At 39.2% G+C, this 25,422-nt stretch carries 18 protein-coding genes and 1 pseudogene; 11 read left to right on the top strand and 8 right to left on the bottom strand.

Annotated features, from left to right (window positions below; genetic code table 11):
- Positions 1 to 136 precede the first annotated feature (136 nt).
- From WKK05_RS35020 to WKK05_RS35005, 4 genes are all read right to left on the bottom strand, one after another.
- Positions 137 to 1,330 carry an iron-containing alcohol dehydrogenase family protein gene (locus tag WKK05_RS35020; protein ID WP_341527554.1) on the bottom strand — a complete coding sequence of 398 codons (1,194 nt, stop codon included), beginning with the start codon at positions 1,328 to 1,330 and terminating at the stop codon, positions 137 to 139.
- 546 nt (positions 1,331 to 1,876) lie between these two features.
- Positions 1,877 to 2,398, bottom strand: coding sequence for a Ycf51 family protein (locus tag WKK05_RS35015; protein ID WP_341527553.1), 522 nt, complete (start codon positions 2,396 to 2,398; stop codon positions 1,877 to 1,879).
- A gap of 175 nt (positions 2,399 to 2,573) precedes the next feature.
- Entirely contained in the window at positions 2,574 to 4,175 is a 1,602-nt protein-coding gene (locus WKK05_RS35010; protein WP_341531275.1) for an ATP-binding protein, read from the bottom strand.
- Positions 4,159 to 4,722: a hypothetical protein gene (locus WKK05_RS35005; protein ID WP_341527552.1), complete on the bottom strand. Its 564-nt coding sequence runs from the start codon at positions 4,720 to 4,722 to the stop codon at positions 4,159 to 4,161. Before WKK05_RS35005 ends, WKK05_RS35010 begins: the two co-directional genes overlap by 17 nt.
- A gap of 1,252 nt (positions 4,723 to 5,974) precedes the next feature.
- Between WKK05_RS35005 and WKK05_RS35000 the strand changes: the two genes are divergently transcribed.
- Positions 5,975 to 6,754 carry an N-formylglutamate amidohydrolase gene (locus WKK05_RS35000; protein ID WP_341527551.1) on the top strand — a complete coding sequence of 260 codons (780 nt, stop codon included), beginning with the start codon at positions 5,975 to 5,977 and terminating at the stop codon, positions 6,752 to 6,754.
- Positions 6,755 to 6,807: 53 nt separating this feature from the next.
- Here WKK05_RS35000 and WKK05_RS34995 read toward each other — a convergent pair whose 3' ends face one another.
- A complete protein-coding gene (locus tag WKK05_RS34995) occupies positions 6,808 to 8,175 on the bottom strand; it encodes an O-antigen ligase family protein (RefSeq protein ID WP_341527550.1) in 1,368 nt (455 codons plus the stop codon).
- Positions 8,157 to 8,999, bottom strand: a complete 843-nt coding sequence (locus tag WKK05_RS34990; protein WP_341527549.1) for a YaaW family protein — start codon at positions 8,997 to 8,999, stop codon at positions 8,157 to 8,159. The genes WKK05_RS34995 and WKK05_RS34990 overlap by 19 nt, the downstream gene beginning before the upstream one ends.
- A gap of 268 nt (positions 9,000 to 9,267) precedes the next feature.
- Between WKK05_RS34990 and WKK05_RS34985 the strand changes: the two genes are divergently transcribed.
- The 5 genes and pseudogenes from WKK05_RS34985 (at position 9,268) to WKK05_RS34965 (ending at position 14,411) form a co-directional block, all read left to right on the top strand.
- Positions 9,268 to 10,329, top strand: a complete 1,062-nt coding sequence (locus tag WKK05_RS34985; RefSeq protein WP_341527548.1) for an NAD(P)/FAD-dependent oxidoreductase — start codon at positions 9,268 to 9,270, stop codon at positions 10,327 to 10,329.
- Positions 10,330 to 10,881: 552 nt separating this feature from the next.
- Entirely contained in the window at positions 10,882 to 11,256 is a 375-nt protein-coding gene (locus WKK05_RS34980; protein ID WP_341527547.1) for a hypothetical protein, read from the top strand.
- A 200-nt stretch (positions 11,257 to 11,456) separates the two neighbouring features.
- Positions 11,457 to 12,305: an SIMPL domain-containing protein gene (locus WKK05_RS34975; RefSeq protein ID WP_341527546.1), complete on the top strand. Its 849-nt coding sequence runs from the start codon at positions 11,457 to 11,459 to the stop codon at positions 12,303 to 12,305.
- 437 nt (positions 12,306 to 12,742) lie between these two features.
- The gene (locus tag WKK05_RS34970) at positions 12,743 to 13,129 is read left to right on the top strand and encodes a VOC family protein (protein WP_341527545.1); all 387 of its coding nucleotides are present in this window, start codon (positions 12,743 to 12,745) and stop codon (positions 13,127 to 13,129) included.
- A gap of 825 nt (positions 13,130 to 13,954) precedes the next feature.
- Positions 13,955 to 14,411: pseudogene (locus WKK05_RS34965) on the top strand (bestrophin family ion channel).
- Positions 14,412 to 14,480: 69 nt separating this feature from the next.
- Here the strand turns inward: WKK05_RS34965 and WKK05_RS34960 are convergent.
- Positions 14,481 to 15,329: a M28 family peptidase gene (locus WKK05_RS34960; RefSeq protein ID WP_341527544.1), complete on the bottom strand. Its 849-nt coding sequence runs from the start codon at positions 15,327 to 15,329 to the stop codon at positions 14,481 to 14,483.
- A 332-nt stretch (positions 15,330 to 15,661) separates the two neighbouring features.
- Here WKK05_RS34960 and dnaK point away from each other — a divergent pair, with 332 nt between their 5' ends.
- The 4 genes from dnaK to WKK05_RS34940 all read left to right on the top strand — a co-directional run bounded on the left by dnaK (position 15,662) and on the right by WKK05_RS34940 (position 20,028).
- Positions 15,662 to 17,752, top strand: coding sequence for a molecular chaperone DnaK (dnaK, locus tag WKK05_RS34955; protein ID WP_341527543.1), 2,091 nt, complete (start codon positions 15,662 to 15,664; stop codon positions 17,750 to 17,752).
- Between the two features lie 258 nt (positions 17,753 to 18,010).
- Positions 18,011 to 19,018: a J domain-containing protein gene (locus WKK05_RS34950; RefSeq protein ID WP_341527542.1), complete on the top strand. Its 1,008-nt coding sequence runs from the start codon at positions 18,011 to 18,013 to the stop codon at positions 19,016 to 19,018.
- 143 nt (positions 19,019 to 19,161) lie between these two features.
- Positions 19,162 to 19,725, top strand: a complete 564-nt coding sequence (locus WKK05_RS34945) for a J domain-containing protein (RefSeq protein WP_341527541.1) — start codon at positions 19,162 to 19,164, stop codon at positions 19,723 to 19,725.
- A gap of 30 nt (positions 19,726 to 19,755) precedes the next feature.
- The gene (locus WKK05_RS34940) at positions 19,756 to 20,028 is read left to right on the top strand and encodes a DUF3143 domain-containing protein (protein ID WP_341527540.1); all 273 of its coding nucleotides are present in this window, start codon (positions 19,756 to 19,758) and stop codon (positions 20,026 to 20,028) included.
- A gap of 150 nt (positions 20,029 to 20,178) precedes the next feature.
- On the opposite strand, the gene WKK05_RS34935 is transcribed toward WKK05_RS34940, so the two are convergent.
- Positions 20,179 to 21,828 carry a hypothetical protein gene (locus tag WKK05_RS34935; RefSeq protein WP_341527539.1) on the bottom strand — a complete coding sequence of 550 codons (1,650 nt, stop codon included), beginning with the start codon at positions 21,826 to 21,828 and terminating at the stop codon, positions 20,179 to 20,181.
- Between the two features lie 105 nt (positions 21,829 to 21,933).
- Here WKK05_RS34935 and WKK05_RS34930 point away from each other — a divergent pair, with 105 nt between their 5' ends.
- A complete protein-coding gene (locus WKK05_RS34930) occupies positions 21,934 to 25,284 on the top strand; it encodes an alpha-mannosidase (protein ID WP_341527538.1) in 3,351 nt (1,116 codons plus the stop codon).
- The last annotated feature ends 138 nt before the right edge of the window (positions 25,285 to 25,422 follow it).

Here is a 25,422-nt window from a genome sequence, read left to right as displayed (position 1 = left end):
GGTTAATCACGGCGACTTTCAGTAGCCCTGAAGAGTCTGCACTGGTTTCACAAATTCCCACTATTTAAAGATGGGTTTTGTTGTGTGTCAGGAGTGAGGACAAAAAACTTAAATACTCCAAATGGAGTTAAGTGTTTTACTCTTCAGCCTCTTCATTAATTGCCCTTGCCGAGACTCGGTTCATTATCCCCTCCCGACTGTCTATGGGTGCGGTGGTGGAAATCATCGCTGCCATCAACTGTTCCAGTGCAACTTTAAATGGTAGTCGATGGATGTCAGAATTAGGAGCAAGAGCAATTTCAGCCGCCTGTTGCAACTCGCCTAGAGTGATGTTTCCCAATCCTAAATCACTTAATTTTTGTGGCAATCCAATTTCTGTATAGAACTTTAACAGCTGTTGACGTGCAGCAGCTGCTAATTGATTGCCTTGTAGCATTTCTTCTAAACGCAGTTGCACCAAAATCCCAAAAGCAACCTTTTCGCCGTGAATACTGCCATGTCCCGAAATATGAGTTAAACCATTATGTACTGCATGAGCTGCAACGGTACGACACTGCGCCCCTCCTAGTCCCCCAATTACTCCAGCGAGTAAAACTGTGGCATCTACGACTTCTCGCCAAACCTCGCTACCTGGTTCTTTTAAGGCGGTGGCTGACTTTTGCAAAAGGATATCCCGCAAAACTCGTGCTTGTTGCACTGCGGCAATAATTAAACTTTGTTCCGAGTGTCCGCTGCTAACTGAGGCTTCGTACCACTTGGCGATCGCATCTCCAATTCCTGCCACTAGGGTATGTTGTGGTGCGGTTTGAATCAAGTCATAATCAAGTATCAATAAGTCGGGACAGCGAGATAGTGTCACATCATAGAGAAACGCCCCTGTCTCGGAATAAACATTCGATAAGGCACTCCACGCGGCGCAGGTAGCGGCTGAAGTGGGAATTGTCACCACTGGCAACCGTAACTGTTGCGCTACTAATTTAGCTGTATCTAGTGCTTTACCGCCCCCTACACCGATAATTACATCAGCTTTATGTGCTTTTGCTGCTTTGTGTAAAGCTTTCAGACTTGCTTCACAGCAATCTACACCATAAGAGGCTTGCGCTATGTTTAGCTGTTGAGTTTCAAGGGCTGGTTGTAAACTCTGTTGGCTGATGACGAGAGTGCGATCGCCTGCGACAATTAAGGGACGATTTCCCAAATTGGCGATCTCTTTTGCTGCTGCCTGTAACACACTCGCACCACGGATTACCTTGGCTGGGGAAACCGTGAACACTGATAACGAACTAGGGGTTTGAGTAGACACAGTTTGAGAGGAAAATTGATTGGGCATATAATCTAGTTTGCCAAAACCTTGATGTTTCTTAATAAAATTTTGACTTATGGCTAAGTGTTATTGTTGCCACACTCCTTTAAGGATGGCTGTGACCTTATAATTGCCTCAACTAAGTTAGCCATGCAATAAAGTAGACAAAGCCTGTTGCCAACTCCTTGAGCGGTTTGACGATTTGGCTTGAATCTATAATGCCCATTCGCCTTTAATCCCGAACTATCAAAATTTTGAATAACCGTATAATTAATTAACATTACCACTCTCAGATTCTGAGGAAAAGTCATTGAGAACAGGGAATTTTCCAGTGGGTAGTGGTAATTAGAACAACAAATGACAACTAGCGCCTAACGGTATGCATTTTCAGCATCCTATAAATTTTTACTTTAGTGGAATTACTCATAGAGTAATACTTTAATTTCAAGATAACAAAATAATGTATATCTGAATACAAAAAAAATTATGCTTTCATGGTTAATGAGGGGGATGAGGAGACACAGAGAATAAAAGTAAGAAATCCCCAGTCTCCAATCCCCAGTCCCCAGCCCCCTAAACTGTAGATTTTGGCAATTGGGCAAATTTGTCTTGGTAAATTTCGACTGTGATTTCAGACTTTTCACGAGAAGCAAGCGATCGCTTTATCTGACCCAAGTAAACTGGAACAGAAATCCCTGGTTCTGGGTGAATAACTGTACGGGCGCGAACCGTCAATTTGTTGTCTTCTCGGCTACCTAAGCGGCCATAAGAATAGACATTACTAGCTGCTTGACGTAAAGTTGCTTCTAATTCCGTAGGAGAAATTTGGGGTGATACAGCAATCACCGCTTGTGTTGACCCTCCGTCATAAACTAGAGTAAATTTCTTTGCTCCGGGAATTACAGTACGGCTCAAAGGAACTAACGAAAGTGAAAATAAACCAACTGTCAGCACTATCATAAAGCCAGTCGTACCCACTAGCCGAAAGCGGATGCCCCATTTGAGAATAAAAGCCAAGGCTGCTAAGACAGCCAATACCAATGTGGCGATACCCGACCACTGAGTGTACTGAAGAAAATCAGCTGTTGTGAGCATAAGGTTAGTAGAGGCGTCTCTTTTTTCGTTACTGACACACTCATTTTACCGATTGCTTACACCATAGACGTTTGTTGAGTAACAATTGCACTAACAAATATTTAAACACGACCCATTTTACAAAGTTCAATAATATTTTCAAAGCTATGCCCGTCTTTGTTAATAAGTTTACCGACTATCTCTGCTTGATCGGAATCTCAATCAAGAACTCTGTACCCTCTCCAGGTGCAGATATACACTTGATTTTTCCTCCATGCTTTTCTACTATAATCTGGTAGCTAATAGACAATCCTAAACCAGTACCTTTGCCTATAGGTTTAGTAGTAAAAAATGGGTCAAATAATCTACTTTTGACATCCTCAGGTATTCCTAGTCCATTATCTTTAATACTGATAATTATACGTTCTTTACTTTTTACTTTAGTGTTGATAATAATTGAGCTAATTTGTTTTTTAAAATCTTTTTCTAAAGGCTCTAATACCTGCTGATGTAAAGCATCAATCGCATTAGAGAGTATATTCATAAATACCTGATTTAATCCTCCTACATAACATTCGACTAGCGGTAAGCTCCCATAATCTTTGATAATTGTAATTTCCTGCTGATCATACTTTTCTTTAAGACGATACTGCAAAATTAATAGTGTGCTATCAATTCCTTCATGAATGTCTACAGGTTTCATTTCTGCTTCATCGAGACGCGAGAAGTTTCGTAACGTTAGCACAATCTCACGGATACGATCAGCACCAACTGTCATTGAACCTAAAACTTTAGGGAGGTCATCGATAATAAATTCTAAATCTATCTCATCAATTAAAACATTTATTTCTGGCTGATAATTAAAATAGTTTTTTTTATACACTTCAATTAAAGTTAGCAATTGCTGAGTATATTGTTTAATATAAATTAAATTCCCATAAATAAAATTAACAGGATTGTTAATTTCATGAGCAACACCGGCAACAAGCTGACCCAGTGAAGACATCTTTTCAGTTTGAATCAATTGTACTTGGGTGTGCTGCAATTCTTGTAATGTTTGTTGTAATTCAACATTTTTTTGGTTTAGTTTTTCCGTTCTAGCTGCAACTTGCATTTCCAATTTATAATTAGTTTCTTCTAAAGCAGCTTGAGAAATTTTTTTAGCTTTTAAATATCCTTGCAATAAATGCAATACCATAAGCCATGCCGGAACAAGCATTGCTAAACTTATAATAGATTCTAAAATTGCCCAAAACGTTCTTTTCCGATAATCAGCAACTTTATGCTCTAACTGAAGTGAAATATTATGCTTTCTTTTTGTAACCCCATCTGCATAAATGTGCTTCTGGATTTCATATTCTCGGCTGGACAGTAGTAATTGCGCCGCCTCCTTTCGATTTTTTCTTACTAACTCAAAAGATTGATTTTCCATTGATACTAAGCGTTGATTAGCGGCATCAATTTTTATAGCATCCTGATTTTCGTATTCTTTAGGAGCCAGCTTAATAGATTCTTGAATAGCGAGATCCAGCTGAGGTTCAAATTTGCGATATCGTTGTTCCCAGGTAAAGTTACCTGTAGCAGCATTCATACGTGCTGACATAGTTAATACTTCATCAAAATAGAAAATTTTATCGCTTAATATTTGCAGTTTAAATTCATACTTAGTAATATTATTGAAGTTACTATATGCTTGCCAATTAAGCCAAATCTGAGGAATAAACAAGAATAATGTCAACAGTAATGTTATAGTTACTAGCTGATAAGGAACAATTTTAAATTTATAAGGCAGGCGCATTTTCATAGTATTTTTTAGATGTCTTAGAATCCAACGTTAACCAAATTTCAAATTTTCGTATAAGTTGAATTTCATCAGTATGAATTCCAAATAAATCTCTTATATGATTTATACTTTTATCGTGATATATTTCAAAGTTTATATCATTTATCTGTTTTACTTTAATTTTTCTCCCATAAACAAAGCCTAAATCAAATATGATGAAATCTAATGTAGAAAAGTTATAAGGATATGGATATATAAACTTAGCAAAAACTTTATATACAAATAAATGTAATTTATTAGTCTTTAAATCATTACCCATTGTAAATCCAATTACAAAAGCTTCATCTTCAGGAGAAATGCCTCGTCCTAAAAGAATATGAATATAATCGTGATAACGTAAACTAATTTTTCCAGGTAATGCCAAAGGGCTACTAGGATTTTCTAGTAACCAAACTACAAAAGGAATTTTCGTATTATCTAAACTAAATACTACTGTATGCGCTTCTTTTAAATGAGTATGGGCTACATCTATTTGGAAAGTTTCATCTAAATCAAAAGCCATCTGTATACTCCTAAACATTATTTAAAATAGAATTTAGTAAACTTTATTTTTATCAATTAAATATTTGTTTCTATATAAATTCTTCTTTTAATAAGCTACGCAGGTCAAGACGTACATCTGTGCATCCCTACTCGTATGTATGTTCAACTATAGATAATTTTAAGTATCTCTTTCTGTCCCTTACTCATGGAAGAACGGCTATAAATTTAAAAAAACAAATATTAATCCCTTAATTAATATTTGTTTTTCTATAATTTGTCTACAATTATTAAAAATATTATTTATTTTTTTATAATAAACCTACTAAAAACTACTTTTCATAAACTTTCAGTAGAATTACTAATGCTTGTTTTAAATGTAAATATTTGACTAAGACAGCTTTTATTTTAATTAATATAATTAAAATAAATATTTTGAAGTTTACAAATTTAAAATATTGTTTTTATACTTCTTTGTGAAATCTTTCAACATTATTTTAGTAAAAACATAAAAGATAAATTTTAATTAAGGATAAAATTATTATTAACACTTTTATAGCTTTATACCTTTTATCCATTTAGTATTTTACTTTATTTTATTTTGATGTCTTTTTGTTATGTATTGTACGAGGAAAATAAGAACCTTGAGACACTAAAAATTTAGATGAAATTAAAATAGATAACAGTTTAATTGCATATAATGAATTGTTAAAAATCCTAAATTACAATGAGTAATAAAATTTATTTATACAAACTGAATATGTTCTAATTTATTTAAACGTTGAGTAAGAAAATAAAATCCTCGGTTTAGCAAGTAAAGCAAAAATCTAAATGTAACTCGATTAGACTTTTATTGCTAAAACAAGGATGATGTAGAGAAGGATAAAATATAATGTGATATAGAAAACTTTATAAATTTATTAATTAAATTTTGTTTAACTGTCTAAAAATCGATATATAAAAGGGCATCTACAAGAGATGCCCGTCATGCAGGAAAACCCCAAAAGGGTTGTCCATACACCTTCCCAACAATCAGCAACAGTGGCTAATTCGGCATTAGCCACACTCACAGACGTGAATGTATTAATCCTATTAACTTATAACTATATATGTCCCCAGTGCATACACTGAAAAAACTGATAGCTATTCTAAATATAAATAAACTTATACTAGCCAGACTTGCTCCGCAGAGCAAAATAAATTGTTTGTATGTCATAACTAATATGTATATTACAAGCTAGCTATAAATTTATGTAAAAAAAGCTTAGAAATAAATGGAATTATTCAAAATTCATACACCTCTAGTCCAGCCAGTACCACTTATAGCTAATCTTCCCCACAGTGGTATGTTTATCCCTCAGAATATTGCTGGCCAATTTACTCCATATATTTTACAGTCGCTACCTAATACCGACTGGCATCTCGATAAACTTTATAATTTTCTTCCATCTTTAGGGATTACAGTTCTTCAAGCCAACTACAGCCGCTATGCCGTGGATTTAAACCGAGAATTTAATGAAACACTTAGTGGAAATTTCTGGTCAGCTATTGTTCCTCTACAAACAGCATTTAACCAACCAGTTTATATAAAAAATCCTAGTGCAGAAGAAGTACAAGAACACTGCCAGAAATTCTATATTCCTTATCACAATGAGCTAAATAAAATTATTCAATATAAACTTAAACAGTTTGGTAAACTTTATATTCTAGACCTGCACAGTTTTTTTGGCCCTATCAATGACCAAATTTGCTTAGGTAATGTCAATGGTAAAAGTTGTGATGAATCTTTCACATCCTTAGTGGAAGAAAGCTTTATTAACCAAGGCTATCAGGTGGTAAGGAACAAAAAATTTACTGGAGGCTACATTACCAGACACTATAGCCTAATCAAAAATGTTGCTACTTTGCAGATTGAAATTCGTTACCACCTTTACCTGGATATAAATCAGCTAGATAAACCAGAATTTCCAGATTGGGATGTCCCTCAGTTTACTACAGCAAGAAATAACTTTAAGGAAATTTTTACTTCTATTGCTAATCAACTGAGTATTTAAATTCTTTGCTTCTAAATTGCGGTGGAGAGATTTATTTATAAATTTCTAATTAGTTAATTATAAGGAGCTACAAGCCTGTCTGGTTGATTATAGCGATGTACTACTCCATAAATAGCAGCTAAAAATACCCATAAAAGTGTATTCAAACGGAAATCAAAGAGAGTTACATCTACTGTATTGAATAGCATCCAACCAACGAATACTACAAGATAACTGAAAAATATTAATCTCTCTTGTTTATCTATATATTTTGACTTTCGCACCAGTTGAATACCTGTAATCAAGATCCAACCGAGTAAGCTACAAAATAAAAGAGTAGTTGGAAAACCAGTTTCAGCAGATAACATCAAAAACAAATTGTGGGGGTGTCCTAAGTTAATTTGTACCTGTGCTTTGTAAAGTTGGGTAAAACTACGTAAGCCCCAGCCAGTCCAAGGATGTTGCTGAGCCAAAGATAATGCAAACTCCCACTGAGTTTTTCGCATTAAAGCGACTGGTCTATCTGGATACATATCATCATTTATCCGCGCCCAAAAGAAAGCAGGAACGTATTGGCGGAAAAATTGGGCAACTGGTGAGGGCGCAAAAGCTGCTAAAAGGACGCTGGTCACTATCCCAATGACACTACCCACAATAATGCGCCAACCTTGGTAGAGTGCATAAGCTAAACATACAAAAATAGCGATCGCCCAACCATTTCGTGAGTTGGTAAAAATTAAGGCGATGAAAATCGCAATTATCGTCAGAGTGAGGAAGAGGAGGGGGATTGGTGACTGGTGACTAGTGACTGGTGACTGGGATCTGTTCTTTGTACCTAATCTCCAATACCCAATTCCCAATCGCCATTGTTCTAGCCACAAGCTAAAACTGAGGGTTAAAACTATTATTAGGTAGGCTGCAAAGGTATTGGCGTGCATGAAGATTGAAGACATTCGACCTAGCGGTTCTCCTCCCCGCGCGATCGTGCACTCTAAGACAATCCACAAAAACTGTAAATTTAAATTCCAGCCTAAAAACAACTGCCCCAAGCCCATAATCACTACTGGCAAAGAACCAATCACTAAAATCCAAGCTATTTGCCGCAATTGTGCAGGTGTTTGAATCAGGGCGCTGAGTCCAACAAAAACTAAAAAGAACGGTAAGAAATTAAATAAGCCAAGGAGAGCCTGTATTTTGTCAGAGGCTAACCCAGCGGTAATAATCAGCAATACACTAAGGAGAGCAAATCCCCAGTTAAGGGGGCGGCGGTTAATTATGTGGGATTTTTGCAGCCAAGTTAGTAATACTGCAAAACCTAAACTCACAGCCCCCAGAAATGGACTCAATGGGAAAACTAAAAGTCCCAATTGAGTTAAGTTCCAAGGGAATTCTAATCCAGGATCTGGATGTTCAAAAGCCTTGTTCAAGCTGGCTCCCAACATTCAGCACGAGTCAGACGAATTTGCGCTAGGGCGAAAATAGTAGGGATGATCCGACCGTAATTAGTGGCGATCGCTCTCCACCCCAAATCGGCAAAAAACCAAGCCCACATCATTGGCCCAATTACAGCAAACATACTGCGAACTGCCCCATAACGAGCTGCACTCATAGTCATACCGCGCTGGGACATTTGCATAGCGACATAGCTTTGAAACTGCTTTGTAGCTGCTTCCGAACCTGTAATCGCTGCTTGTTTAGCTACTTCATAAGTGGCAAAGTGCATGGCAAACTGCTGGGCAATTTGTTTGAGTACGAGTGGCTGAAGCATAGAAGTAACAGCGATCGCACTACCCCCTTTGAGAAGTAAACCCAAGGGGTCACGTTGCAATAAAAGTGGTAGTGGTTCTTTTAGTTCTGATTTAAGTAGCTGATGTTGTATCCGTACAGTCAATTTTTGCTTTTCCTGTTCCGGTAATTTTTTCCAAACTTTTCCTAACAGATGTAGAAATACTTCTGCTTCTAAATCAACAGTTGCTAGCTGATTAGAATAAGGAATTTTCAAATACTTACATACTTGAACTAGTGCTTGTCTATAAGTTACTTCGCCTGTACGTCCCCGTAATACCGTTATTCCATCTGCCGCTAAAAAACGAAAGCGGCCCTCCAGTGCATCTAGCCAAGCTTTACGGTCTTGGCTTTGCACTTCGATGGGTTCGGGTGTATGAACATAGTCTAGGGGATTGAACTTACGACTAAACAGAATTGCCGTTAAGTCTTGCAATTCATCTTCAGTTGCCAGTTCTAACGCCGCCCTCATTTCATCCAATTTCCCTTCCTCCCTTCCGTGCAGCTTTCTGTACCTTATTCTACTATTAGCTTTCAGCAGCCGTTAGTAGTCTTTTTATCCTTGTCATCTGTCCTTTGATAATAACCAATGACTATGGACTAATGACTACCAATGATCCTACAGGTGACGCTCGTTCGCCTTTGGCGTCTGAAGACTCGCTCTAAGCGATAGCTCCACTAACGCACAGCGTCTCAGATAGGAGAAGGAGAAGGCTACTGGCTCACTAATAATCAAGGACTATTTACCAATGATTGATATTGTAGTAATCGGTGCAGGAATGGCGGGTTTAGCCTGCGCTCAGCAGTTAAGGCAGGCTGGATATTTGGTGCAAGTTGTGGAAAAATCCCGTGGTTTGGGGGGAAGAGTTGCTACGCGTCGCTTATATGATACTTGGGCAGATCATGGGGCTTGTTACCTGAAGCCAAAGGGCGAATTGTTAAAACGTTTTGTAGAAATACTGTGCGATCGCCAGATTCTCAAAGTCTGGACAGACACAGTTTACGAACTCAATCCCAACTTAGAATTCAACACTCAAAACTCTGTACTCCGTTATATTGCACCTACAGGAATGAGTGCGATCGCTAAATTTCTCGCCCAAGATTTAGATATCTTGTTAAATCAACGTGTGATAGCGATTACCTTAACTCCCGAAAATAATTGGCGTCTCACCCTCGAATCTAATAATGAAGAATTAATTGCAAAAGCTCTAGTTGTTGCTATTCCTGCACCCCAAGCTTTAATGTTGTTAGCGCCTTTGGGTGAAAGTTTATTAGATGCAACCTTTTTGGAAAACCTGCGTGCTGTAGAATTTTACCCTTCTATTAGTGCGATCGCTGGTTATCCTGCCACATCTCAACCTCTACCACCGTGGAAAGCCCTAACTTTTGTCGATGATGTTGATTTAGCCTGGATTGGTTTGGATAGTAGCAAGCGTCCTAATCCTCAGCAACCACATTTTGTAGTGCAAAGTAGTGCTAATTTTGCTCAACGTCACTTAGAGTCAGAGGATTTACAACCTGCTGGACAATATCTTTTACAACGCGCAGCTGAATCTCTAGCCCTTCCGTGGCTAAATACTCCTAAGTGGATGCAAGTACATCGCTGGCGTTACGCTTTTCCTAGCCGTCCTTGGCATGAAGCTTTTTTGTCTACCGAAACTCCTCTACCTTTAGTTTGCTGTGGTGATTGGTGTGGTGGCAATCTTGTGGAAGATGCGATGCTTTCTGGATTGGCTGCTGCTAGTGAAATTAACAATCAACTGCACCGTGTAACTCTAGATAATGTGAACTTTTTAAAACTTTTTAGTTGATTATTTCATCTCTCGCTAGACTGATTTATTGGTATAGTTAGTCACTGTTTGTGTGGCTAACTAAATTATTTTGCTAAGAAATATTTTTTCAGTCTATACGACAACTTTGAATTAAAGCTGCAACAACTGATTTGTCAGTAAAAGATATAAGTAATCTAAAATACAAATCAAGTTTAACTACCTTAAAAAACTCATTCTAATTAATGATGTTTTTTGCTTTTACCTTGATCCCCTATTGTTTATGCTGCGTTTTGTATAGTTTTGCCAAATAGGCTAAATTTCTAAATAATTGGAGCTATAAATATAAAATATTGATGGGTTACCAGTTTATCTTGTGCTAGCTTTAAATTTTATACTGTCTGCTCAGTATAAAATTTAACAAAAAAAATTAGGATGAATGTCTAATCTTCTACTAAGACAAAAGGTGAAGTCTAAGATTAGAGCATTTATTAGTTAAGTCACTTCTCATTGATAGCCATGACTAAATTACCATTTAGAAAAGTTGTTTTATTCTCAAAACATTGACCCAATTAAAAAAGGAGTTTAAACATTATGAGAACCGTCGTTAATTTAACACAGCAATCAGTAATAGGAGAGATTGAAAACGTTTTGGATACATATCCGTACAATCCTTATCAACAAGTCTTTGCCATTCCTGATTTACGCCAAGAGCTAATTAGCTTCGTTATTAAACGTATTCCCTGCTTTTACGTCTCAATGTCTGACGAACAGATTCCGTCAGAGGCTGAAAAAGAGAGCTTCGCAAACTATAAATTGCCACGACAACCCCTAGAACAGCAACTACACCTACAAAATTTGATTCATCAAGGCATTTGCTCAATTGTCCAACAAAAGTCAGATTGGATTAGCCATCACCTTTGTGAAACAGTTCAACCAGGGAGTGAACCCTCTCACTGGTTTGGTTAATACCTCCGGCAAGTTTTGGATTAGTGCGATCCTCTGAGAATGGTACGTACAAAGTCTCTGGGATGAACTTAATTTTATAGCCTGTCAACAAAGGTAAAGCAAGTAAGCGTTCGTATATCTACATATTTTATCCTTTGTTGACAATCACTTTTGGCGTGTAAACTTTGACAAGTACTAGGTTCAGAGGACATTCCTACGCCATGAGAAAAATAACTATTTTCATGCTGCTAAGTGCTACAGTGAATTTCGTGGTTGGCTCATTAACAGCCAGAGTTGCTACTGCACAATTATTTTATCCGCCAGCAAGCGATCGCCATTCATTGATGGTAATTGGCCAAGGTATTGTAAAAGTGCCAGCAGATACAGCAGATATTGAGATAGTACTGAGTAGCTCAGATGACAATAATGACTTAGAAACGCAACCATCATTGTTACCAGAAATTCGCCCAATATCCTCACCGATACTACTCTTAAATGACAAAACACCGACACCATCTTCACCAGATAAAGAATTTTTAACTAAAGCAAGTCTCCAACCTATAGTAAATAGCCTAGTTACTATTGGGATTAATGCCGATAAAATTCAAGTAAAAATTAATGCTAATTCTAGTGAAAATAATGCCAAGATATTGGTGAAATTAGAAAAATCAACTCGCATTAGAGAAGCTGCTCCTTTGGAGGCTCGCGTTCAAGAAATTATCGCCACAGTTAATAAAAGTACGAGTAAACTGGACAATATTTCTGTTAAAAATGTGGGCGTTGAGTACGCAGTAAATGATTGTCAGGCTTTACAGAGTTCAGTTTATCAATCAGCAATGAAAGATGCTCAAAACCGCGCTCAAGCTTTAGCATCCGCAATGGGTGTTAAACTTGGTACGCCTTCTGTAGCCGAGCCATTTTATACTCTTTTATACCCTTCATGTAGTTCCAAAGCGGGAGTTTCTTTACCTTCTTTTGCTAATTCTTTATTCTCACCAGCTTATGATCCAGAAACCCAGGCAGAAGTAGAAATGAAAAAGGATATTTTTGTGACATATACAGTCAAATAAGCATTTAGATAGGTGCGATCGCCATTTTTTTATATCTTTGAAATTGTCAAATAAAATTTAGCGATCGCTTTTCTAAAATTAAAAAACTCCAGAACTGCTTGGGACGAGCCTGGAGTCAAGAAAAATATGCATTTACCTTTATCAATCTTTCCCTATGGAAGAATCTACGTCATCAGGGTATACACTCAAATTTAGAACAAAAAGAAACTCCAGATGCAATGAAAGCATTCTGGAGCCGTAACAGGTTTCAAACATGAATCAATTTTTACCTGTTTTATGGGCAAATGTCGTTAGGGTATATACTCAAACACAAGGATAATGTTCAGTGACAAGCGCTTACGTATCTAAACTTGTTATATCTGGTAACAGAAAAACTTCAAAAGGCTATCTACAAAATTTATCTATACAAGCAGTTGCAAAAAGTTATTTAATATTTTATGTCTCATCATCCGCCAATTGAACAACAGATTACTTTTTTATATACCCATGATTTTACCACCTCCACACGATTTTATGAAGATAAGCTAGGCTTGGAATTGTGGCTTGATCAAGGAACCTGTAGAATTTATAGTATTAGTGGCTCTGCATACTTGGGATTGTGTCAAATAAACGAAACATCAATTCCTCCAAATAACAAACAACCAAGTGTAATTTTTACCTTAGTAACACCGCAAGTGGATGAGTGGTTTGAATACCTCAAAGGACGAGGTATTGAATTTGAAAAACCACCTATACTAAATAAAAAGTACAATATTTATCACTGTTTTTTGCGTGATCCCAATGGTTATTTAATAGAAATTCAACGTTTCGACGCTAAAGCTTAAATAGTCGTTTTGTGAAAAAAAAATTGTAGAATTTCAAGAGATAAATTATACAAATAATTAGATAAATCAATTAAGGATATAGGAAAAGCGAGCATTTTTCCTATTTGTTTAAGAATTGATAAGAGTCTACTTTTTCACAATTTAAACAAGGCTACTTTTATAGCGTTTCCAACTCCAGTGAGGTATAAAATAACCCCCTCCCCAACCCTCCCCTTACCAAGGGGAGGGTGCGCGATCGCGCGGGTGGGGTGTATTTCATATGCCTAAGAATTGCTATATAAAAAAAGACATAACTTTTTTCGTTATGTCTAAAAATTGAATTACTAAGGTAGAGTTTTAGAGCTTATAACTCTGTTATCACTCGTACAGATTATAGTGAGTAATTTAATATTTTTATAGTCTTTAGGTAAGTAGCTTTTCTTCTATAGAATTATCAGAGTGAAATATGAGATTTATGCATATACAATAAAATATTTCTCTTTTTTCATAACTTCCAACAATAGCCCGTGAGAAAGAACGAGAGAAGCTTGGATACTCCTTCTGTTCAAAAAAGTAGATGCAAAATCAAACATAAGTATTATCTATACTTAATATACTATGTAATATATGATACTTTTGCTCGCAACCTTCTAGTCCGTTTCCAAATTCCTTAGAGAATAGTATAACTGTACACAGAATGAAGCCTTGAATGCATATACGTCCTCTTTTATTGTTGAGAATTGTGCTACTTATAGAGTTATTATTTTTAAGTTATCAGACGTTTAATGCATCAGTGTAGTAAATCATTACTTGGGAGAACTGCATGACACCCAAAAAGTGCAATGAATTCAATCAGCTTTACAGCTTAAAGGTTCTGTGCTGGGAGCAATTTATAAACGCGTTCTGTGGTGTGGAACTTTTGGTGTTTTGATTTCTATACTACACTATTTTAAAATACCTGTGTCCCAACCTATTTTAGGAAGTGTTATCCCTAGTATATTCTTGTGAGCGAATTTTAAAAACACCCATGCCGCTTGCTTATGGAATTAATCTCAAGCAATTGTTATTATTATATTGCTTCTTACTACCATTTCAAATAGTAGAAAGTCTTGGTTGGTGGACAGGTTTAATTGCTAGTTTGGTTGGTTTTACTTTGTTTGGCATAGAAGCCATTGGACTAGAAATAGAAAATCCTTTTGGTTATGATGCTAACGATTTACCTCTAGATGCGATATGCAATACAATGAAACGCAATATCGACGACTTAATCAGCTTAACTCCCAGTGCTAAATCCTATGAATAAACTTTAGAAGTTAAAAGCTAGGAATAAAAAAATTCAACTCCTCATTCTTCACTTTAAACTCCTCACTTTTTATAGCCGCCGAATACCAAGTTCCAACCCTTCGCATATACCTGTAAGAAAATCTAAATCCAAAGTAGTAATAGTGTCACTAGGTTTGTGATAGTTTGGATTCCTTAAAAATGCAGTATCTGTCACCATAATTGCTGGATAATCAGCATCCCAGAAAGGTGCATGATCGCTCAACCTTGTTTGGCGAACTAGTAAACCTTTATTCGGTACTGGTAGCCATTGAGTAGGTATGCCAACTTTACGAATACTGCGGCTAATCCCAATTAAGTCACGGATAGTTCGCCAATTACCAATTAAGCCAATAAAATCGCCGCAATTTGGGTAAAAGCGTTCCAGAGGGGGTGGGTAACTTTGAGAACCAGGAGTAGAATCGCGATACCCCAGCATTTCTAGGGATATCATTAAACGTAATGGTTGTTGTTGTTGGCGTAACAAAGCTGCATAATCTGTGCTTCCCAATAAGCCGTACTCTTCCATATCGAAAGCAACCAGCCGTAATGGATATCTTGCTGGTTCAGCAGCGAACTTATTTGCTAATTCTAATAATACTGCTACACCTGTTGCATTATCATCAGCTCCTGGTGTTCCTGGTACAGCATCATAATGCGCTCCAATTAAGATTGGTGCTAAGTCCCCCTTTTGCTGCCCAGCTTGAGAGGGTAAATTTAAAATCAGATTTTTACAAGTTTTACTTCCAGTTACAAAGGTGTGGATTTCCACACCTCCCCATCGGGAAAATTGTTGACGGATGTATTCTTGGACAAAAAAATGTCCAGCTGTTGCCATGTAAGGATCGCGTTCTCGCGCAATCTCACTCAAGTAAGTTTGTAACCGCTCTTTTAAATTCAAATGTTTCAAATAGTCCGAATATAATTTTTCTTAGGCTGGGTAAAAACAGAGGATAGTTTTATCAGGGTGTATTTCCCAACGGTCAGATATAGTGAATTTATAGTGAATTAAATTTACTGGGCTACAAGAGTTAATGCTGCTGAAGCACACGACCCATTGTCAATGTTATCCTAGTCTTGCAACTAGCTCCTCAAACTTAAATTCCTCTGCTTGTGGCCTTAATGATGATTATTATACCATTGAGGCGTTTTAATCCCATAACACAAGGCTAGAGGTAGTCCGCTAATCATAATAAATTTATAAGAGACATATCATTAGGAGAAGAGTAACGCATGGGCAAGGTAGTCGGCATCGACTTGGGTACAACCAACTCAGTAGTCGCCGTAATGGAGGGTGGCAAGCCGGTGGTGATTGCCAATGCAGAAGGAATGCGAACAACCCCCTCCGTAGTAGGCTTTAGCAAAGAAGGTGAAAGAGTTGTTGGGCAAATGGCACGGCGTCAAACCGTCCTCAATCCACAAAATACCTTCTTCGCAGTTAAACGCTTCATAGGGCGGAAGTATGGCGAACTGAGTCCAGACTCAAAGCGTGTACCCTATACTATTCGCAAAGATGAAGTTGGTAACATAAAAATTGCTTGTCCCCGTTTGAATAAAGAATTCGCCCCAGAAGAAATTTCAGCTATGGTGCTGAAGAAATTGGCAGAAGATGCTAGTCGCTATTTGGGTGAACCTGTGACTGGGGCAGTAATTACAGTTCCTGCTTATTTCAATGATTCTCAGCGGCAAGCAACCCGCGATGCTGGCAGAATTGCTGGTTTAGAAGTGTTGCGGATTCTGAATGAACCCACAGCAGCATCTTTGGCTTACGGTTTAGATCGTGGTGACACAGAAACAATCTTAGTTTTTGACTTGGGTGGTGGCACTTTTGATGTGTCAATTCTGGAAGTTGGGGATGGCATATTTGAAGTCAAATCTACTAGTGGAGATACTCAACTTGGTGGCAATGACTTTGATAAAAAAATAGTAGATTGGTTGGCAGAGCAATTTTTAGAAACCGAAGGTATTGATTTAAGACGCGAAAGGCAGTCTTTACAACGTTTGATGGAAGCGGCTGAAAAGGCAAAAATTGAACTTTCGGCTGTAAGTGTCACTGATATCAATTTACCTTTTATTGCTGCTGACCAAGAAGGGCCAAAACATTTAGAAACTCGCCTAACCCGGTCTCAGTTTGAGGGTTTGTGTGTTGATTTGTTAAGTCGGTTGCGTACACCTGTTAAACGGGCATTGAAAGATGCTGGACTTTCGCCCGCAGACATTGAAGAAGTTGTGTTAGTTGGCGGTTCTACACGAATGCCAATGGTGAAGCAGTTAGTGCGCGACCTGATTGGTACAGAACCCAACGAAAATGTCAACCCCGATGAAGTTGTAGGAGTAGGCGCAGCAATTCAAGCAGGTATTCTTGCCGGCGAACTCAAAGATGTGCTGCTGTTGGATGTCACACCTTTATCTTTGGGATTGGAAACCATTGGCGGTGTGATGAAAAAGCTTATTCCTCGCAACACCACCATACCAGTGCGCCGCTCTGATATTTTTTCCACATCCGAAAATAATCAAAACACAGTGGAAATAAATGTAGTTCAGGGCGAACGGGAAATGGCAGCAAATAACAAGTCTTTGGGACGTTTCAAGCTGTATGGTATTCCCCCAGCGCCAAGAGGTGTGCCACAAGTTCAGGTATCCTTTGATATCGATGCCAACGGTATTTTACAGGTAACAGCCCTGGATAGAACTACTGGTAGAGAACAGAGTATTACGATTCAAGGTGCTTCTACTTTGAGTGAGTCGGAAGTGAATCGGATGATTCAAGATGCACAAAAGTATGCCGATGTGGACAGAGAACGCAAAGAACGCATAGAAAAGCGGACTCGTGCAGAGGCTTTGATTTTACAAGCAGAACGACAACTCCGAGAAGTAGCGCTAGAATTTGGGATGCAATTTGCCCGCAGCCGTCGTCAACGGATTGATAATATTTGCCAGGATCTACGAGAGGGTTTAAAAGAAAATGACGATCGCAGCATTGATCAAGCTTACGCTGACTTGCAAGATGCTCTATATGAGCTAAATCGAGAAGTCCGTCAGTATTATGCTGAGGACGAAGAAGACGATTTGTTTGGAACTATCCGTGAAATCTTTACTGGCGATAAAGAACGAGAACGTGAATCTCCTAGAGATACATACCGAGAACGTGATTCCTATAGCAGAGACTACAACAGCAGAGATTATAGTACCAGGGACTATAACAGCAGAGACAGAGACTATGGCAAGGACAGTCGTTCCTCCTCCTATGACAACCGTCCTCCTTCTCGCAAGCCCCGTCCTAGCTACCAAGATAACTGGGATGATGAGGATGATTGGCTGTAGTAGTTAGGAGAGACGCGACGCCAGTCGCTACAACGGGGGGAACCCCCGCAACGCGCTGGCTCATTAATCGCGTTTGTACAGGAGTTAAGAGTAAAGACGCGATTAATCACGTCTGTACACAAGTTAAAAGACAGGAGTTAAGTGTTTAAATTGATAACTGATAATTCCTAACTCCTAACTCTATCTTTTAACTCTCCCTTTCTAAATAAATAATCAACCCATTACCAAAATCTAAAATTTAAAGTTAAATAACTGGCTATGCAAAATTTGCAGAATTTTCGCGATTATTACGAGATTTTGGGAGTACCTAAAGATGCCTCGAATGAGGAAATTAAAAAAGTTTATCGGCGCTTAGCAAGGCAGTACCATCCAGACCTAAATCCAGGAAACAAAGCAGCAGAGGAAAAGTTTAAGGTTGTTGGGCAGGCTTATGAAGTCCTTTCTGACCCAGGTAAACGGGCGCAGTATGACCAGTTTAGCCGCTACTGGAAGCAACAAGGTTTTAGCGGCAAACAAGCGCAACGAGGTAAAGCAGGCTGGGCGGTAGATAATCGTGCTAATGGCCGCACCAGTACCCAGGAGGTAAACCCAAGTGAGTTTTCCAATTTTGAGGACTTTATTAATCAAGTTATTGGTGTAGGAGGTCGCAAACAAAGCAAAAATGGCACAAGTTCCTCTACCAGTGGCACTAAAGAAGATCCATTTCGTTCTACTAATACAAAAGTTCAATACACAGTCAACTCCCGCCCTAACCGTCGCGATATCGAAGCCAGATTGACTTTACCACTAGAGAAGGCTTATCAAGGTGGCAATGAACGGATTCGGTTGGAAGATGGGCGATCGCTAGAAGTAACTATGCCTCCAGGTATGGTCACAGGCCAAACTATCCGTTTGCGGAACCAAGGTATTGGTGGCGGTGATTTATACTTAAAAATTACCGTTGAGCCTCATTCTTTATTTAAACTAGAAGGCTTCAATATATTTTGCCAAGTACCAGTGACTCCAAGCGAGGCAGTCTTAGGAGGACAGGTAGAAGCACCCACTCTAGATGGCCCAGTAAAAATGACAATTCCTCCAGGAGTCAGGTCTGGTCAAAGATTTCGTTTGGCAAATAAAGGCTACCCTAACGAAAGCGGTAACCGCGGTGATCAATTGGTGGAAATCCAGATAGTTACGCCCAAAACTATTAGTACCCAAGAACGGGAACTATATGAAAAATTACGCCAAGTTGAAACCTTTAAACCCCGTGCTGATTTACTAGGTTAAGTCAATAAATATATTGATTAAGGTGTCATAACAGCACGTTAAAGCTACTGGGGAAGCATAACTATTAAGTAGAGTAAGACATAAAATGTTTGCCTGCCATCAGCTTGAGAGGTTTACAATATTAAAAAAAACTCGATCGCAAAGTGACTCAAACATCTGTGAATCACAACGAGGCAAGTCCACAAAGCAGGAAACCTACTCATTACTCTCTCTTAGGATTGCATCCCTCAGCGTCAGTAATTGATATTCGTCGCGCTTATCGGGAACTGAGCAAGCGCTATCATCCTGATACTACAGAATTGCCTGCTGCTATCGCCACTAGCAAATTTCAGCAAATCAATGAAGCCTACGCCACCCTGAGCAATCCAGAACGGCGTTTAAGCTACGATTTAAAGATTGGCTATTCTCGATTTGGGGTAATACAAGCACCCGCCGACTTGAACCATCCTGTTCACCGTTCCTATGACTGGTCGAAATCTAAATCAGCTTATTTAGACGCAAGCGATCGCCCCTTATCATCTGGCGAAATCTTTGTCTTGTTTATTCTGATATTGACCTTTATCGGTTGTGTGTTGCTAGCGATCGCCGTTGGACTAACTCGTGGTGATACCGCTTTTCAAACGCAACTCCTAGCACCAGATACACCCGCGCACCACCAGATTACCAATTTTTCGCCACCAACTGCTCCAAGAGAAATTAAAAATTAAAAATTTTCTAATCCAAAATCTAAAATTCTTATGTCTTTTCTTCCCGCTGACACTCCCTTATATAACCATCCCTTGCCGCAAATTGAACAGTGGCTAAAAGAGCAAGGTTGTCAACAAGATGAAACCCAGCGGCATTGTTGGCATATACAACGGCCAAGTTGGCAAGCCGAACTCTGGCTCGATATTGAACAAATTATTGTGCGATATATCAAAGCTGGTGGAACTGGGCAAGACATTCAACGCTCGTTTAAGTACTCTCTAAGTCGAGAAGACATAGAACAAGCCGTATTCTCTGGGCCGTAGGAGAGTGCTGAGTACAATTCATCCTAAAAAGGTTACGCAAATCAAGCTGCAATAACCAGTTTATCTACAACAGAATCGTTAGATGTTTAAGTTTGGGACTTTGCTAAAATTTTTGCAATCGATTTTTCACTTAGAATTTTTCCCACCGACTTACTTACCTTGCCACAAACTTCGCCAAGACTGAAAAAGTTTCACAAATATTTCTTCTAGCCAGACAATAGCACGGTCAAGCCATTCTAAAAGTTGCTCTAAAGGATGTTTCTCATAGCCCATTGAAGTGGCGCTGGTTTCTATCCAGTCTGGCTTTGCCTCTACTTCCGTGTTTTGACGAAACCGCTGAGAAATTTCCCCTTTATGACTCTTGCTTTCAGTTTGGGAAATACTAGCTCTAGTTTGTTTTGTCGAAGCGACGTTTCGAGGTGTTTTTTTAGTTGGCGTCAGATTATGAGTCGGTGTTTTCCTTTGCACTAATCCAGAGCCGGGTTTAGGTTGTTGTAAAGTCAGGTTTTTTCGGAAAGGAATCCCTGCGGATGAACTAGGAGATAAAGCAGATTTTGTGCTTTTAGACTGTGTAGCTGGCTTATTAGCAATTGTCTCGGTATTACCAAACAAATCACTTAAGCTCAACCAAGGATCAGTATCTAAATCTTGTTTCTGCATATGCCGACTTTTAGGTAAAGCCTTTCTTAAGCGATAAGATAAAGATTTGCTTTGCGATTGTCTATCACTGTCACTTGCCTCAACTTTTGTCGCAGTCCCAGTACCAAAAAAATAATTAATTGCTGCCTCGATTAAAGCTTGAAAGTTCAGTTTTTGAGTTTCCAAATCATCAGCAGCAACTGTTATTTCTCCCCTAGCGGCTAACTGCTCTTTGCCATAAAGAAAGATGTATAACTGAGTCCTCGCAATTTGGATCACTTCTTCGCTGCGATGTTGCACAGGCACTAAAGCATTGGCTTCCAACTTCGCAATAGATGCATCTAAAAATGCCAGCAATCTCCCGGCATTTAGTAAATCTTTTTCTGTCCCTTCAGCTAGATCTGGAATTTCTTCTGTAGTGCTACCAGTCAGCTTTGCTAATAAGCGGTTAATTTCTGGTAATAGTTGAGTCTCTTTTTTAGCTTCAGCTAATCTCCAAGAATACCAGTAATTAGCAACTTCAGTAATAATTCTATCTTCTAATTTAGCCTGCTGTTGAGGTGTCAAAATATCTAGAATTTCATTGTCAGCAGTAACAAGAACCAAATTGCGATTCAACAAGTTTGAAGCAATTCCCCGCATAACTGGAAGATGGCATTTTAGAGCATCATTTGGCTGTGTAGTTTTGAGGCTCTTTGCTGCATTATCTGGAATAGTTAAGGATTGAGAATTACTAGTATTAGTTGTAGAGCGATGGTGAATAACTTTTGACCATACAGTCTCTATGAATACTAAAGGATTGAAGGCTGGGGATGTTGTTGAAGAAGTAGCAGTAGTTTCCTCTGAAGATAGATGCTGGACGGCAACTAAGACCCGTTGAATGGGAGTGTCAACAATTGGGTAAGTTTCAGGTGATAAATCGGTATCATTTGGTTGTAACTTTAGCCTAGATTGTGGTTCTTTGGTATGTAGCGTTTTTCCAGCTGATTCAGATGACTGAAACAGTAGATACACTGGATAAAGTAGTAACTCCACACCCCACTTCGTGGCAACTTGCAAATGCCGTAAGGTGTGATCCCACTGTTGTGTCAACCGCCGAGATTTTTGGTGGACAAAGTTAAATAATCTGCTTTGATAACGACCAGAGGAACCAGAAGACATGGTAGTGATTTGTTAGTTTTAGTCTTGTTTAGTTGTGAGATTCCCACCAAACAATAAAAACGACAAACTGTAAACTATCGTAAGTGCCATCATCTTAACGAAAATATGACCCTTTCTGTATCTCAATTCATCTCGGAAGCAATAGAGAAACTCCGCTCTTGTTGTCAAGCTAATATTCAGTCTTCTTGGCTATACCAGGAACATGACCAGGTTATTACTGAGGTTGTCGCATCTGATTTGTCTAATTGGCAACCTGTTGAGTTAAACACCAAAGGACATATTGTTTGGCTAGGTGGGAAAAAAGTTCTATGGCTGGTACAAAGATTAGTGGTTCCTCAAGATTTACAGGGTTATCCCTTAGCGGGATTGTCTTTGCGGCTGGCGTTAGTTTGGTGGGCAGAATCTGCTGAAATTTATATCAATGGGAAGTTAGCGCTGGAGGGAGATTTATTTGATTGTTCCCCTAGAGTGCTTCTGAGTGAGGGAGTGAAGCCAGGAGAAGAATTTATTGTAGCTTTACGGTTAGTGAGTCCGGGGCATTGTGATGGTGCTTTAGTGCGATCGCTCCTTATTTACGAGTCTATTGATGATAATAATCCCGATCCGGGTTTTGTGGCTGATGAGTTGGCTATTTTGCAGCTTTATTTGGAAAGAGATGCACCAGAGAAGTTGGATGTTTTGGCAGAGGCGGTACAGGAGTTAACAAACCGCAGAGGCGCAAAGGACACAGAGGAAGAGAAAGAAGAGTTGGTAAAATCGTTTTTGCCTTTACGCCAAAAGCTAATTCAGTCCGATATTTTAGCCCCCCTTTTGAAGGGGGGTTGGGGGGATCATAAAATATATTTATTAGGTCATGCTCATTTAGATTTAGCATGGCTATGGCCTGTCAGTGAAACTTGGGATGCAGCGCAAAAAACTTTTGAATCGGTTCTCAAGCTGCAAGAAGATTTTCCTGAGTTAATTTTCTGTCATTCGACGCCAGCACTTTATGCTTGGGTTGAAGAACATCACCCAGATTTATTTAAGGCAATTCAATCGCAGGTAGCTGCTGGACGTTGGGAAGTTATTGGCGGAATGTGGGTGGAACCAGAACTTAATCTGATTGCTGGTGAATCAATAGTCCGTCAGCTTTTGTATGGTCAGCGCTATATCCAAGAAAAATTTGGCAAGCTGTCAACTGTGGTTTGGGTTCCAGATAGTTTTGGTTTCTGTGCAACTTTACCGCAGTTTTTTGCTAATGCAGGAATTGAGTATTTTGTCACGCAGAAATTGCGATGGAATGATACTACTAAGTTTGATTATGGGGCTTTTTGGTGGCGATCGCCTGATGGCAGCGAAGTGTTTAATTTAATGTCTGCACCCATCGGTGAAGCTATTGACCCAATTAAAATGGCTTCTTACTCTTTGGAATGGCAAAGCCAAACGAATTTACCAGAATCTCTCTGGCTTCCTGGAGTTGGCGACCACGGCGGCGGCCCTACTCGTGATATGTTAGAAACCGCCCAACGCTGGCAAAAATCGCCCTTCTTCCCCGAACTAGAATTTACAACGGCTGAAAAATATTTCCAACAAATCATTAAAGGAGGCAGGAGGCAGGAGCCAGGAGTCAAGAGTTATTATTCTCTCCCATCCTCCCCTGCTTCCCCATCCTCCCCTGCTTCCCCTGCTCCCCCTCCATCTTTCCCCACTTGGAATGACGAATTATACTTAGAATTCCATCGCGGTTGTTACACCACTCATGCAGATCAAAAACGTTGGAATCGTCTTTGTGAAGGGTTGTTGTATCAAGCTGAATTATTTGCGACTTTGGCGACTGTCAGCTGTGGCGTGACATATCCGAAAGCAGAAATCGAAACAGCTTGGAAACAGGTGTTATTTCAGCAATTTCATGATATTTTACCTGGTTCTTCAATTACTCAAGTTTATGTAGATGCACTACCCCAGTGGCAGGAAGTAGAACAAGTAGGAACGAAGATATTACAAGAATCACTTTTAGCGATCGCATCTCACATTACTCTACCAGAACCACCACAACCCAATAGTTTGCCTGTTTTCGTGTTCAATTCTCTTAACTGGCAACGTTCTGAAGTAGTTTCTGTGAATTTACCCTCACCAGTAACAGCCACCCAAGAATGGCAAGTCTACGATGTTTCTGGCAAACAGCTTGTTTCCCAGTTATCTGAACCCTCAACCCTGCTATTTCTCGCCACCGAAATTCCACCCGTCGGCTACCGCCTCTTTTGGCTTTCCCCCACTCCTTGCACAGAGGCGATTAATCGGGTCTCTACTGCTCCCTTCCTCCCCGACTGGATTCTAGAAAACGAATTCCTGCGTGCTGTTATTAACCCCGACACTGGAGATTTATCAAGTGTTTTTGACAAGATTCATCAATGGGAAGTTTTGAGTGGTGCGGGTAATCAACTACAAGGCTTTAAAGATAGCGGTCAATATTGGGATGCATGGAATATTGACCCTAATTATGCCCAGCATCCTTTACCTCCAACGAACCTGATATCTATACAGTTGCTAGAACAAGGGCCAGTGCAAAGTTGTGTACGTGTGGTGCGTCAGTTAGGTGAATCGGAATTTTGCCAAGATTATATTCTCCAAGCTGGTTCACCTGTGCTTAAAATTTCTTCTAGGGTTAACTGGCAAGAAACTCACATTTTGGTAAAAGCTGCTTTTCCTCTCAATGTCGAAGCAGACTTTGCTACCTATGAAATACCCTGCGCTGCTATTCGTCGCTCAACTAAACCTGAAACTCCCGCAGAACAAGCAAAATGGGAAGTTCCTGCTTTGCGTTGGGCTGATTTGACAGGTGAGACTAATGAGGGTTTATACGGAATTAGTTTGCTAAATGATTGTAAATATGGTTACGACAGCCAACCCAACCAACTACGGCTAACACTCCTACGTAGTCCTAGCTGGCCTGATGCAGAAGCTGACCGCGGCTGGCATGAATTTACGTATGCCTTGTATCCTCACGTTAATAGTTGGGAATCTGCTCACACAGTACGACGTGGCTATGAATTGAATATCCCGTTGCAAGTGATAGTAAATACACCTACTACTCAACGAGAAGCTGTAAAACAGGCTTCCTTTAGTGAGAACTTCTCCTCTTGGAAGACGCCGAGGGTGAACAGTGATTCAGGACTTAGCACTTTAGACAGGTTGAGTTTCCTAGATTTATCAGCTGAAAATTTAATATTGATGGCTTTGAAGCCAGCGGAAGATGACCCACAGCAAATTATCTTCCGATGTTATGAATCTCACGGAGAAACAGCAGAGTTATCTTTGCACAGTGATTTAGGATTAAATTTAGGAGATGCTGTAGATTTGTTGGAGCGTTCCTCCGCCACTGGTGAATTCTCATCTAAGCAACAAATCTTGATGATACAGCCTTGGAAAATCGCCAGCTTTCAAGTATCGCTAGCGACTAATCCTCAGCTAGGATAAGCGACTAATGCTCTGTCAGTGGCTGGTTGTGGGTTTGCACTGACCACTGACAAATAAGTCTCATATCACAAAGCGGCTTAAGTAAAACAACAAATTAAAGAGAACCGAGAAGCTTATATCGTAAGCCTTTTGAATTTT

The organism is Nostoc sp. UHCC 0302 (assembly GCF_038096175.1).
In the GTDB taxonomy this organism is placed as follows: Bacteria; Cyanobacteriota; Cyanobacteriia; order Cyanobacteriales; family Nostocaceae; genus UHCC-0302.
The sequence above is the reverse complement of the archived record's forward strand: the minus strand, read 5'-3'. Positions and strand labels throughout refer to the sequence as shown.

Coding starts and splice junctions, on each gene's coding strand:
- WKK05_RS34995 (WP_341527550.1), bottom strand. CDS start 8,175: ATGTTGGGAGCCAGCTTGAACAAGGCTTTTGAACATCCAGATCCTGGA.
- WKK05_RS35020 (WP_341527554.1), bottom strand. CDS start 1,330: ATGCCCAATCAATTTTCCTCTCAAACTGTGTCTACTCAAACCCCTAGT.
- WKK05_RS34975 (WP_341527546.1), top strand. CDS start 11,457: ATGAGAAAAATAACTATTTTCATGCTGCTAAGTGCTACAGTGAATTTC.
- WKK05_RS34980 (WP_341527547.1), top strand. CDS start 10,882: ATGAGAACCGTCGTTAATTTAACACAGCAATCAGTAATAGGAGAGATT.
- dnaK (WP_341527543.1), top strand. CDS start 15,662: ATGGGCAAGGTAGTCGGCATCGACTTGGGTACAACCAACTCAGTAGTC.
- WKK05_RS34985 (WP_341527548.1), top strand. CDS start 9,268: ATGATTGATATTGTAGTAATCGGTGCAGGAATGGCGGGTTTAGCCTGC.
- WKK05_RS34935 (WP_341527539.1), bottom strand. CDS start 21,828: ATGTCTTCTGGTTCCTCTGGTCGTTATCAAAGCAGATTATTTAACTTT.
- WKK05_RS34940 (WP_341527540.1), top strand. CDS start 19,756: ATGTCTTTTCTTCCCGCTGACACTCCCTTATATAACCATCCCTTGCCG.
- WKK05_RS35000 (WP_341527551.1), top strand. CDS start 5,975: ATGGAATTATTCAAAATTCATACACCTCTAGTCCAGCCAGTACCACTT.
- WKK05_RS34930 (WP_341527538.1), top strand. CDS start 21,934: ATGACCCTTTCTGTATCTCAATTCATCTCGGAAGCAATAGAGAAACTC.
- WKK05_RS35015 (WP_341527553.1), bottom strand. CDS start 2,398: ATGCTCACAACAGCTGATTTTCTTCAGTACACTCAGTGGTCGGGTATC.
- WKK05_RS35005 (WP_341527552.1), bottom strand. CDS start 4,722: ATGGCTTTTGATTTAGATGAAACTTTCCAAATAGATGTAGCCCATACT.
- WKK05_RS35010 (WP_341531275.1), bottom strand. CDS start 4,175: ATGCGCCTGCCTTATAAATTTAAAATTGTTCCTTATCAGCTAGTAACT.
- WKK05_RS34970 (WP_341527545.1), top strand. CDS start 12,743: ATGTCTCATCATCCGCCAATTGAACAACAGATTACTTTTTTATATACC.
- WKK05_RS34950 (WP_341527542.1), top strand. CDS start 18,011: ATGCAAAATTTGCAGAATTTTCGCGATTATTACGAGATTTTGGGAGTA.